The following is an 11504-nucleotide window of genomic DNA, read 5'->3' as shown; positions in this document are numbered from 1 at the left end:
ACCCCGCGAGAGGACGATGATGACCGACTACGCCGTGACCAACCCCGCCACCGGTGAGACCGTCGCCACCTACGAGACCGCGACGGACGCCCAGATCGAGGATGCCGTCGCCCGCGCCCACGCCGCGGCATCCGCCTGGGGCGCGACGTCCCCGGCCGACCGCGCGGCGGTGATCCGCCGCATCGCCGAGCTGCACCGGGAACGCAAAGACGATCTCGGTGCGGTCATCGTGAAGGAGATGGGCAAGCCCATCGTTGCTGCGGTCGGCGAGGTCGAGTTCGCCGCGGACATCATCGAGTTCTACGCCGACAACATCGAGCGGATCACGGGCGACCAGCCGCTCGACATCCTCGGCGACGGAACCGCGGTGATCCGCCGCGCGCCGCTGGGCGTGCTGCTGGGCATCATGCCGTGGAACTTCCCGGCGTATCAGGTCGCCCGGTTCGCGGCTCCCAACCTGGCGATCGGGAACACGATCATCCTCAAGCACGCCCCGCAGTGCCCCGAGTCGGCGGCCATGATCGAGGGGATCTACGCGGATGCCGGGCTCCCCGACGGCGCGTACGTCAACGTGTATGCGACCAACGAGCAGGCGGCGACGATCATCGCCGATCCGCGCGTGCACGGCGTCTCGGTGACCGGATCCGAGCGCGCGGGTGCGGCCGTCGCCGAGGTCGCCGGTCGCAACCTCAAGAAGGTCGCGCTGGAGCTCGGCGGTTCGGACCCGTTCATCGTTCTCTCGACGGATGACCTGGATGCCGTCGTGCAGAACGCCGTCGACGCACGTCTCGACAACAACGGTCAATCCTGCAACGGCGCCAAGCGGTTCATCATCGCCGACGATCTCTACGATGCGTTTGTCGAGAAGTTCGTCGCCGCGCTCGCCGCCGTCGACGCGACCGACCCGACGCAGGAGGACACGATCCTGGGGCCGCTCTCGTCGCTGGCGGCGGCCGAGCGCCTGCAGGAGCAGGTCGACCGTGCCGTCGCCCAGGGCGCCACGCTGCTGACCGGCGGCACGCGCGAAGGCGCCTTCTTCGCGCCGACCGTGCTGGCCGATGTCACAGCCGACATGGACGCGTACCAGGAGGAGTTGTTCGGCCCGGCCGCCGTCGTCTACCGCGCGGCAAACGAGGCGGACGCCGTCGCGATCGCGAACGGCACCCCGTTCGGGCTCGGATCGTACGTCTTCACGACGGATGCCGAGCAGGCCGAGCGCGTGGCCGACGGCATCGAGGCCGGCATGGTCTACGTCAACCTCGTCCTCGCCGACAGCCCCGAGCTGCCCTTCGGCGGCGTCAAGCGCAGCGGCACCTCGCGCGAGCTCGGTCTGCTCGCCGCGGACGAGTTCGTCAACAAGAAGCTCATCCGCAAGGCGTGAGCGGGGGCGCGTGCGCGCTCGCGCTAGCGTTGTCCCCATGAAGCCCGAGCGCATCACCCGCACGCAGTCCGTCGTCGACGGGCTGCTCGACGAGATCATCGCCGGGCGACTGGTCGCGGGGGAGACGCTGCCGGCCGAGGCCGACCTCGCAGCCCTCCTCGGCGTCTCCCGGCTGACGCTGCGCGAGGGGGTGCGCCTCCTCCAGGCGCAGGGCGTCATCGTGCCTGTGCCGGGCAGCCGCCACCGCGTCGCGCCGGTCGACGAGTGGACGGGGCTCGAGGCTGTCGTCCGGTACTCGCGCAGCGGGGGAGCGCGCCGGCGCTCGTCGCTGGATCTGCTCGACATGCGCGTGATGTTCGAGACCGGGGCGGCCGAGCTCGCGGCTCCTCGCGCCGCGGCCGAGCACATCGCCGAGCTCGAGATCCTGCTCGAGCGCATGCGCACCGCGCACGACCAGGGCGACGTCCCGGGGTTCGTGGATGCCGACCTCGCCTTCCACGACGTGATCTTCGCCGCCGCCGACAACAGGATCCTCGTGGCATCCGTCCGTCCGCTGACCACGATGCTGCAGGACTCGCGCACTGAGACGAGCGCCGTACTCGAGATCCGCGAGCATGCGCTCGTGGAGCACGCCGCGGTGCTCGAGGCGATGCGCACGCGATCGGCGGATGCCGCCCGCGAGGCCATGGCGAGCCACATGCGCCAGACGCGCGACGACCTGCTGCGCTATGTGCTCGGGGAGTAGGGCGCTCGGGGAGTAGGCGGCCGAACTCGGTTGCGTGGGTGAGACATTCGGCGTACGCTCGTTATCTGATATCGGATAACCCGTCCCGATTCCCTCAGATCCTCTGAACGAAGGAGTTCTCGTGCACATCGACGCGCTGCTCGCCGGTATCCCGGCCCCGGTCGATCTCAGCGCGGCAGAGGTCCGTGCATCCCTGGACCCGAACGGCGTCCTCGTCGTGCTCGACGATGACCCGACCGGCACGCAGTCGGTCGCGAACCTCCCCGTGCTCACGCGCTGGGAGCACGAGGACCTCGCCGGCGCCCTCGCGACCGGTGCCCCCGCCGTGTATGTCCTCACCAACACGAGGTCGCTCGACGAGGCGGAGGCCGCACGGCGCAATCGCGAGGTCGTCTCCGTGGCGCTCGCAGCCGCAAAGGATGCCGGCAAGCACGTGACCTTCGTCTCGCGAGGCGACTCCACCCTCCGAGGTCACTTCCCCCTCGAGACCGACGTGCTCGCAGCCGAGATCGTCGCGCACGGCGGGGAGGCCCCGGCCCTCACGCTGCTGATCCCTGCCTTCCCGGACGCCGGACGCATCACGGTCGACTCGGTGCACTACTGGGTCACCGGCGACGAGGCGACACCGGTGGGCGAGACGCCGTTCGCGCAGGACGCGACCTTCGGCTTCACCTCCTCGGATCTGCGCGACTGGGTGGCGGAGAAGACCGAAGGGCGCATCCCCGCCGGCGAGGTCGACGCCCTCACGCTCGAGATCATCCGCGCCGGCGTCGAGTCCGTCGGGTCGTTCCTGCGCTCGGTGCCGGTCGGTTCCGTCGTCGCCGTCGACGTCGTCGAGGAGAGCGACATGCGCGTCCTCGCGCTCGCTCTGCACAGCCTCGATCGCGACGTGCTGCTGCGCGCCGGTCCTCCGTACGTGCGGGCACACATCGGCCAGGAGATCGCCGAGCCGGTCTCGGCCACCGACATCCCCTTCGCCTACGACCGCGGCGGGCTCGTCGTCGTCGGCAGCCACGTGCCGCTCACCACGGCCCAGCTCGCCGAGCTGCGCCGCCAGCGCCCCGACACGGTCACGATCGAGCTCGATGTGCGGCAGCTCCTCGATGACCGCCGCGAGGAGCACCTGGATTCCCAGGCCCACGCGGTCGCCGAGGCGCTCGCATCCGGCTCGGTCATCGTGCACGCCACGCGCGAGCTCGTCACGGGCGCAGACGGAGACGCCAGCCTCGAGATCGCCCGTCAGGTCTCCAGCGGCGTGGTCGACCTCGTGCGCCGCGTGCTCGCGATCGCCCCGCCGCGCTTCGTCATCGCCAAGGGCGGCATCACCTCCAGCGACGTCGCCAGCGAGGCGCTCGAGATCCGCCGCGCCACCGTGCTCGGACCGATGCTCCCCGGCATCGTCTCGCTGTGGCAGCCGCAGACCGGACCTGCCGTCGGCATCCCGTACATCGTCTTCGCCGGCAACGTCGGCGACACCGACTCCCTGGCCCGCGTCGTCGCGACGCTCGCCGACGCAGAATGAACCCGAAAGGAACGCAGATGACCTCCACCGTCGCCGTCATCGGTCTCGGAGCCATGGGGCTCCCGATGGCCACCCGCCTCGCCCAGCGCTTCAAGGTGCGCGGCTTCGACATCGCCGAGGCCCGTGTCGCCCTCGCCGCCGAACAGGGCGTGCAGCCCGCCGGCTCGGCGGCCGAGGCGGTCGCCGACGCCCAGGCCGTTCTCGTCGCCGTCCGCACCGGCGCTCAGCTCAACGACCTCCTGTTCGGCGAGAGCGGGCTCGCCTCGCACCTCGCCGACGGCGCGGTCGTGATCCTCACCAGCACCGTGGGCACCGACGGGATCGGTGCCATCGCCGAGCAGCTCGCCGAGCACGGTGCGCAGCTCGTGGATGCTCCGCTCTCGGGCGGCCCCGTCCGCGCCGGCGAGGGCGACCTGCTCATCGTCGTCGGCGCTGCGCCCTCGGCGCTCGAGGTCGCTCGCCCCGTTCTCGACCAGCTGGCCTCGACGCTGTCGATCGTGGGCGACAAGCCCGGTGACGGCCAGGCGCTGAAGACCGTGAACCAGCTGCTGTGCGGCGTGCACATCGCCGCCGCCGCCGAGGCGCTGGCCCTGGCCGACGCCCTCGGCCTCGACCGCGAGAAGACGCTCGAGGCGCTGACCGCCGGGGCTGCGAACTCGTTCATGCTCGGCAATCGTGGCCCGCGCACCCTGCAGGCGTACGACGAGGAGGGCGCCGAGGTGCTCAGCCGCCTGGACATCTTCGTCAAGGACCTGGGCATCGTCGGAGACGCCGCCCGCGCCGCGCACCTGTCCACTCCCGTGGCGAACGCCGCCGAGCAGCTGTTCCTGCTCGGCGAGGCGCAGGGACTCGGTGCGCACGACGACTCCGCCGTCATCCGCGTGATCGCCCCCGAACGACTCTCCTGACACCGAACCCCACCACTCGGGCGCACCCGCGCCCATGAAACCGAAAGAGGAGATCCAGAGATGCTTCCTCTTCCCGCGCTGATCGCCATCGGCGTCGCAGGCCTCGCGCTGCTGCTCCTGCTGATCATCCGCTTCAAGATGCAGGCGTTCTACGCCCTCATCCTCGTCTCGATCCTCGTCGGCCTCGCCGCGGGCCTGCCCCTGACGACGATCCCGGCCTCCGGTGACGCCCCGGAGCAGCTCGGCATCATCCAGGCGATCATCGCCGGAGTCGGAGGGACGCTGGGCTCGGTCGCCGTGCTCGTGGCGCTCGGCTCGATGCTCGGCAAGATCATCGAGCTGTCCGGGGGAGCGGAGTCGCTCGCAGGCAGATTCACGAAGTGGCTCGGCCCGAAGCGGGTCGGCATCGCGCTCGTCATCGCCGCCGGCGTCCTGGCCATCCCGGTGTTCTTCGACGCCGGCTTCATCATCCTCGTGCCGATCATCTTCGCCTTCTCGAAGATCGCAGGCCTCAACCCGATCAAGTTCGGGCTCCCTGTCGCGGGCATCATGCTCGCCGTCCACGTCGCCGTCCCTCCGCACCCGGGCATCGTCGGCGGATCGACGATCCTCGGCGCCGACCTCGGCTGGGTCCTGATCTTCTCGCTGATCATCTCGATCCCGCTGGCTGTGCTGTCGTTCTGGGTCGGCAAGGTCATCAACCGACGCGAGTTCGCCATGATCGAGGCGACCAAGGAGATGTTCGACAGCTTCGGAACCGAGACGCCCTCGCTCAACGCCGGCCTCCGCGACGGCGAGAAGGCCCCCAGCGCGTTCACCGTCCTGGGGCTCATCCTGCTGCCCCTGGTGCTCATCATGCTGGGCACGACCGTCGCTCCGGCATTCGAGGCGGGCAGCTTCTGGAACGGCTTCCTCGCCATGATCGGCCAGCCGATCTTCGCGCTCATGGTCGCGATCGCCGCGGCGATGTTCTTCCTCGGCGTCCGTCGCGGATGGTCGCAGGCGAAGCTCGGCGAGGTCATGGAATCGGCGCTGCCGTCGGCCGCTGTCATCATCCTCGTCACCGGTGCGGGTGGTGCGTTCGGCAGGATCCTCACCGAGACGGGGATCGGCGGCGCGGTCGCCGAGCTCATGGCGGGCAGCGGGATGCCGGTGCTCCTGGCCGCGTTCCTCATCTCGCTCATCATGCGAGCGGCCCAGGGGTCTGCGACCGTCGCGATCACGACGACGGCGGGTCTGCTGCTGCCGACCGTCGCGGTGCTCGGCCTGGACCCGATCCACATCGCTCTCGTCGCCGTGGCGATCGGCTACGGCGCGCTCGGCCTGAGTCACGTGAACGACTCGGGCTTCTGGGTCGTCACCCGCTACCTCGGTCTGTCCGTCAAGGACGGCCTGCGCATATGGACGCCGCTGACCACCGTCCTCGGCATCGCCGGGTTCCTCCTCGCCTGGCTCACGTACGCCCTGATCCCGATGGCGTAGTCCCGGGGCTCTGACGGAGAGGGGGCGGCTCGCGCGATCACGACGCCGGGCCGCCCCCTCTCCGTGAGGCGGGCGTATGCTCGGAACCATGGCCACCGTCGCAGAGAACATCGTCCGAACTCTTCGCGCCAACCGGATCGACCGGGTCTACGGCATCCCCGGGGACTCGCTCAACGGGTTCACCGACGCCCTTCGCAAGGACGGCACCATCCGCTGGCTGCATGTCCGTCACGAGGAGTCGGCCGCGTTCGCAGCCGCAGCGGATGCCGCCATCACCGGCGACCTCGCAGTCGTCGCGGGCTCGTGCGGCCCGGGCAACCTGCACCTCATCAACGGGCTGTTCGACGCCCAGCGGTCACGGGTGCCCGTGCTCGCGATCGCCGCGCACATCCCGACCACCGAGATCGGGACCGGCTACTTCCAGGAGACGCATCCGCAGGAGCTGTTCCGGGAGTGCAGCGTGTACGCCGAGTACGTCGCCGATCCTGCGCAGATGCCGCGTCTGATGGAGATCGCGATGCGCGCCGCGATCGAGGAGCGCGGGGTAGCCGTGCTCGTGATCCCGGGCGACGTCGCACTCTCCGAGATCGAGGACGACCGCGCCGTCGTCATCGAGCGGGCGCATCCGGTCGTCATGCCGAGCCCCGCCGAGCTCGAGAAGACGGCCGAGCTGCTCAATGCGTCGAAGAGGATCACGATCCTCGCCGGCGCCGGGGCCGAGGGCGCGCACGATGCGGTCGTCGCGCTCGCCGACCGGCTCGCAGCTCCCGTCGTGCACGCGCTGCGCGGCAAGGAGTTCATCGAGTACGACAACCCGTTCGACGTCGGTATGACGGGCCTGCTCGGATTCGCCTCCGGGTACCGGGCGATGGAGTCCGCCGACACGCTGCTCGTGCTCGGATCGGACTTCCCGTACGCGCAGTTCTATCCGGACGATGCGACCACCATCCAGGTCGACATCCGCGGATCGCAGCTCGGCAAGCGGCATCCGCTCGATCTCGGTCTCGTCGGCGACGTGCGGGCGACGGCCGAGGCGCTGCTGCCGCGCATCGCGGCGAAGACCGACCGCTCGCACCTCGACGATGCCGTCGCTCACTACCGCAAGACGCGCACGAAGCTCGACGAGCTGGCCGTGCCCGCCAAGGGCAGGAATCCGATCCACCCGCAGTACCTCGCCCGCCTCCTCGACGAGAAGGCGTCGGACGATGCGATCTTCACAGCCGACGTCGGTTCTCCCACGGTCTGGGCGGCGCGCTATCTCACGATGAACGGCCGCCGCCGGCTGATCGGATCCTTCACGCACGGCTCCATGGCCAACGCCCTGATGCACGGCATCGGTGCGCAGGCTGCGCAGCCGGAGCGTCAGGTGGTCGCGCTCGCCGGCGACGGGGGACTGGCGATGATGCTCGGAGAACTCATCACGCTCACGCAGAACAGGCTGCCGGTCAAGACGATCGTCGTGAACAACTCATCCCTGAACTTCGTCGAGCTCGAGATGAAGGCCGCGGGATTCGTCACCTACGGCACCGACCTCGACAACCCCGACTTCGCCGCGGTCGCCCAGGCGCTCGGCATCTTCGCGCGCCGTGTCGAGCGCAGCGAGGATCTTCCGGATGCCGTCGCCGAGGTGCTCGCGCACGACGGGCCGGCCCTGCTGGACGTCGTCACTGAGCGGCAGGAACTCTCCATGCCCCCGGCGATCACCGCCGAGCAGGTCAAGGGATTCGCGCTGTACGCGATCCGCACCGTCATGTCGGGTCGGGGCGACGAGCTGCTCGACCTCGCCCGGGCCAACTGGCGGCAGCTGTTCTGAAATACCCCGGTCCCTGAGCCTGTCGAAGGGTCCTGAGCCGCTCGAAGGGTGCCGCCGGTTCGCCGGGCCGCGCACCATGCCGTACACTGGACAGGCAGTTGTCTGCATCCTTTTCTCGTGCCTCCAGGCGCGAGGGGGACGCAGACCCAGGGCCTCCCGGGGCTCTAGGGCGGTAGCTCAATTGGCAGAGCAGCGGTCTCCAAAACCGCAGGTTGCAGGTTCGATTCCTGTCCGCCCTGCGCGTCAGCGCCACGCTGGCACACGAAAGGTACATTCAGGATGGATCAGGACGAACCGCGCGCCGAGATCGTCGCGGCAGGCGGCGCCGCCGGTGTGAAGAGGCTCGGCTTCTTCGGGCGGATCGCACTGTTCTTCCGCCAGGTCATCGGCGAGCTGCGCAAGGTCGTCACGCCGACCCGCAAGGAACTGTTCAAGTTCACTGCGGTGGTGCTGGTGTTCGTCGTGATCGTCATGGCCTTCGTGTACGGTCTGGACACCGCTTTCTCGTGGCTGACGTCACAAGTCTTCGGAGTGCCGCAGTAAGCGATGCTCCTGCGGCACCGTCCGCACTGAATGGAAAGAAACAACGTGTCTGAACGATATTCCGACGACGCCGACTGGGCGACCGCAGCGGAGCAGTCCAGCGAGGACGACGAGGCGCAGGAGGGCAACGTCCTCTCCGCCGAGGAGAAGGCGTCCTCCGCAGCTGAACGAGAGGCCGTGCACATCGAGGGCGACGACGAGAGTGCCGACGATGAGGGCACCGAAGACATCGACATCGACGACCCGGAGGCGGACGCGATCGTGAACGACGCTCTCAACCTGGACCAGACGGCAGAGACCGAAGCTGCCGCCGAAGTCCTCAACGACTCGACGGCCGAAGAGGCCGCCGACCTCGAGGCTGCTGCAGCCGACGAGGTCACGCCCTACGACGGCCCCGACGTGAACGGCGATGAGGACCGTCCGTCGGAGGAGGACTCCGAGGAGGACCCGTACGAGGCCTTCCGGATGGACCTGCGGATGATGCCGGGCAAGTGGTACGTCATCCACTCCTACGCCGGCTTCGAGCGCAAGGTGAAGGCCAACATCGAGCAGCGCAAGTCCACGCTCGAGGTCGAGGACGACATCTACCAGGTCGAGGTCCCGATGGAGGACGTCGTCGAGATCAAGAACGGCCAGCGCAAGATGGTCACCCGTGTGCGCATCCCGGGCTACGTGCTCGTGCGCATGGAGCTCAACGAAGACACCTGGTCCGTCGTCCGTCACACCCCGGGTGTGACCGGCTTCGTGGGAAACGCCCACAACCCGACGCCGCTGCGCTTCGAAGAGGCGTTCAACATGCTCAAGTCTCTCGTCGAGGTCAAGGACGTCTCCACCGCGAAGAACGTCCAGTCCAAGGGCGGGGTCGCCGTCGCGCGTCCTGCCGTCGCCGAGGTGGACTTCGAGATCGGCGAGACCATCACGATCAAGGAGGGCTCGTTCGCAGGCCTCCCCGGTTCGATCAGCGAGATCAAGCCCGAGAGCGGCAAGCTCACGGTGCTCGTGTCGCTCTTCGAGCGCGAGACCCCGGTCGAGCTGTCGTTCGACCAGGTCACGAAGATGATCTGAACAACGCTTCTGGAACGGCCGTCCTTCGGGGCGGTCGTTCTGCGTTTCCGGCATTCTGCCCGGATCAGGTAGACTTGCTTGGTTTGTGTGCGCGTTCAGGCGCGCCCGCATGCAGCACCGCGATCCGGAGATGCCGGATCCGCGGGAGAGGGATGCTCCGGCATCCGCTCGATGAAAGGAACAGAGAATGGCACCCAAGAAGAAGGTGACCGGCCTGATCAAGCTCCAGATCAACGCCGGCGCCGCGAACCCGGCGCCGCCGATCGGCCCCGCGCTCGGTCAGCACGGCGTGAACATCATGGAGTTCTGCAAGGCGTACAACGCCGCGACCGAGTCGCAGCGCGGCAACGTCATCCCCGTCGAGATCACCGTCTACGAGGACCGCAGCTTCACGTTCATCCTGAAGACGCCGCCGGCCGCAGAGCTCATCAAGAAGGCCGCAGGCGTGCAGAAGGCCTCGGCCACGCCGCACACCGTCAAGGTCGGCAAGATCACCAAGGACCAGGTCCGTCAGATCGCTGAGACCAAGCAGGCCGACCTGAACGCGAACGACATCGAGGCCGCCTCGAAGATCATCGCCGGCACCGCCCGCTCCATGGGCATCACGGTCGAGGGCTGAGGGGAATAATCATGGCAAAGTCCAAGGCTTATCAGGCTGCCGCCGCGAAGATCGAGGCAGACCGCTACTACACCCCGACCGAGGCAGTCGCCCTCGCGAAGGAGACCGGCTCGGCGAATTTCGACTCGACCGTCGAGGTCGCGCTGAAGCTCGCCGTCGACCCGCGCAAGGCGGACCAGATGGTGCGCGGCACCGTCATCCTCCCGCACGGCACCGGAAAGACCGCCCGCGTCATCGTCTTCGCCACCGGCCCCGCGGCCGAGGCGGCGATCGCCGCTGGTGCCGATGAGGTCGGCGGCGCAGAGCTCATCGAGAAGGTGGCCGGCGGCTGGACCGACTTCGACTCGGCAGTCTCGACCCCTGAGCTCATGGGCCAGGTCGGACGTCTCGGCAAGGTGCTCGGTCCCCGCGGCCTCATGCCGAACCCGAAGACCGGCACCGTGACCCCCAACACGGCCAAGGCCGTCGAGGAGATCAAGGGCGGAAAGATCGAGTTCCGCGTCGACAAGCACGCCAACGTGCACTTCGTCGTCGGCAAGGCCTCGTTCTCGGCTGAGCAGCTGGACGAGAACATCGGCGCTGCTCTCGAGGAGATCGTGCGTCTGAAGCCGTCGAGCTCGAAGGGCCGTTACATCCAGAAGGGCGCTGTGTCGACCACGTTCGGCCCCGGCATCCCGCTGGACGTCAACGCCATCTGACGCTGACACGAACGACAGGCCTCCACCGTTACGGTGGGGGCCTGTTGTCGTTGCGGGGGATGCCGGCAGGCCCGGGAATCCGCGGATCCCAGGCGCGACACGCCGGGGAAACAGCTTCGATTTGCCCGGACCCCGGATCCCGCGTAAGTTATTACTTGTTCGCCCCACAGGGAAGCGGAGAGGCTCAGAGCCTCACCCCCCTCAAGCGGAGAACCACCTCCCGAATCTCTCACTTGAGAGTTCTCGACGCTTGCGTCTAGAATGGGAGCTTCCACCTCTTCTGCGGTTCATCTCGACCGCGCAGCGGATCTCAGATCCGGTCGGCGCGTCGATTTGACAGGCCGGATGAGGGTGGTAAGATTGAGAAGTTGCCCTGCGGGCCTGGTTGTGATGACTGGGTCGTGGGTGCGTCCGATCCTTGAGAACTCAACAGCGTGCACTTGTCAAATGCCAAATAACCTCGACTCTGCTTCGGCAGGGTGAGATTCCTTTGGATCAAAGACCAACCCTTTCGGGGGTTGGCAATGGATAGTCAGCAATGATTTATCTCTTTGGTCAGTTTCAAACTCGCAGCCTTGACCTTATTCCGGTTTTGGTTTGCTTCTTTTTTTTACGGAGAGTTTGATCCTGGCTCAGGATGAACGCTGGCGGCGTGCTTAACACATGCAAGTCGAACGATGAAGCCCAGCTTGCTGGGTGGATTAGTGGCGAACGGGTGAGTAACACGT

At 67.9% G+C, this 11504-nt stretch carries 10 protein-coding genes, 1 tRNA gene and 1 rRNA gene; all 12 read left to right on the top strand.

The features are described from left to right. The first annotated feature begins 19 nt into the window (after positions 1-19). Entirely contained in the window at positions 20-1381 is a 1362-nt protein-coding gene (locus KEC56_RS00060; RefSeq protein ID WP_227529324.1) for an aldehyde dehydrogenase family protein, read from the top strand. 37 nt (positions 1382-1418) lie between these two features. Continuing rightward, positions 1419-2126, top strand: coding sequence for a FadR/GntR family transcriptional regulator (locus tag KEC56_RS00055; protein ID WP_227529323.1), 708 nt, complete (start codon positions 1419-1421; stop codon positions 2124-2126). Between the two features lie 121 nt (positions 2127-2247). Continuing rightward, on the top strand, positions 2248-3648 hold the full coding sequence (locus KEC56_RS00050; RefSeq protein ID WP_227529322.1) for a four-carbon acid sugar kinase family protein: 1401 nt from the start codon (positions 2248-2250) through the stop codon (positions 3646-3648). A gap of 17 nt (positions 3649-3665) precedes the next feature. Beyond that, entirely contained in the window at positions 3666-4556 is an 891-nt protein-coding gene (locus KEC56_RS00045) for an NAD(P)-dependent oxidoreductase (RefSeq protein WP_227529321.1), read from the top strand. Between the two features lie 60 nt (positions 4557-4616). Further along, positions 4617-6038 (top strand): GntP family transporter, encoded by a 1422-nt coding sequence (locus tag KEC56_RS00040; protein ID WP_227529320.1) that lies wholly within the window; start codon positions 4617-4619, stop codon positions 6036-6038. An 88-nt stretch (positions 6039-6126) separates the two neighbouring features. Next, on the top strand, positions 6127-7851 hold the full coding sequence (poxB, locus tag KEC56_RS00035; RefSeq protein WP_227529319.1) for a ubiquinone-dependent pyruvate dehydrogenase: 1725 nt from the start codon (positions 6127-6129) through the stop codon (positions 7849-7851). Positions 7852-8017: 166 nt separating this feature from the next. Further along, a tRNA-Trp gene (locus KEC56_RS00030) sits at positions 8018-8090 on the top strand. A 40-nt stretch (positions 8091-8130) separates the two neighbouring features. Then, entirely contained in the window at positions 8131-8394 is a 264-nt protein-coding gene (gene secE, locus KEC56_RS00025) for a preprotein translocase subunit SecE (RefSeq protein WP_227529318.1), read from the top strand. A 45-nt stretch (positions 8395-8439) separates the two neighbouring features. Further along, the gene (nusG, locus tag KEC56_RS00020; protein WP_227529317.1) at positions 8440-9459 is read left to right on the top strand and encodes a transcription termination/antitermination protein NusG; all 1020 of its coding nucleotides are present in this window, start codon (positions 8440-8442) and stop codon (positions 9457-9459) included. A 187-nt stretch (positions 9460-9646) separates the two neighbouring features. Continuing rightward, complete coding sequence (gene rplK, locus KEC56_RS00015; protein ID WP_175985292.1) at positions 9647-10078, top strand: 50S ribosomal protein L11; 432 nt, start codon at positions 9647-9649, stop codon at positions 10076-10078. Positions 10079-10089: 11 nt separating this feature from the next. Beyond that, on the top strand, positions 10090-10776 hold the full coding sequence (gene rplA / locus KEC56_RS00010; RefSeq protein ID WP_175985294.1) for a 50S ribosomal protein L1: 687 nt from the start codon (positions 10090-10092) through the stop codon (positions 10774-10776). A 609-nt stretch (positions 10777-11385) separates the two neighbouring features. Then, a 16S ribosomal RNA gene (locus tag KEC56_RS00005) occupies positions 11386-11504 on the top strand; the annotation flags it as partial.

This window comes from Microbacterium tenebrionis, assembly GCF_020682665.1.
GTDB classification, from domain to species: Bacteria; Actinomycetota; Actinomycetes; order Actinomycetales; family Microbacteriaceae; genus Microbacterium; species Microbacterium tenebrionis.
This window is presented reverse-complemented; position numbering and strand designations above follow the sequence as displayed.

What these genes read in the sequence shown, in the direction of transcription:
- KEC56_RS00060 (WP_227529324.1), top strand. Translation starts at nt 20, where the DNA reads ATGACCGACTACGCCGTGACCAACCCCGCCACCGGTGAGACCGTCGCC.
- KEC56_RS00055 (WP_227529323.1), top strand. Translation starts at nt 1,419, where the DNA reads ATGAAGCCCGAGCGCATCACCCGCACGCAGTCCGTCGTCGACGGGCTG.
- KEC56_RS00045 (WP_227529321.1), top strand. Translation starts at nt 3,666, where the DNA reads ATGACCTCCACCGTCGCCGTCATCGGTCTCGGAGCCATGGGGCTCCCG.
- KEC56_RS00040 (WP_227529320.1), top strand. Translation starts at nt 4,617, where the DNA reads ATGCTTCCTCTTCCCGCGCTGATCGCCATCGGCGTCGCAGGCCTCGCG.
- poxB (WP_227529319.1), top strand. Translation starts at nt 6,127, where the DNA reads ATGGCCACCGTCGCAGAGAACATCGTCCGAACTCTTCGCGCCAACCGG.
- secE (WP_227529318.1), top strand. Translation starts at nt 8,131, where the DNA reads ATGGATCAGGACGAACCGCGCGCCGAGATCGTCGCGGCAGGCGGCGCC.
- rplK (WP_175985292.1), top strand. Translation starts at nt 9,647, where the DNA reads ATGGCACCCAAGAAGAAGGTGACCGGCCTGATCAAGCTCCAGATCAAC.
- rplA (WP_175985294.1), top strand. Translation starts at nt 10,090, where the DNA reads ATGGCAAAGTCCAAGGCTTATCAGGCTGCCGCCGCGAAGATCGAGGCA.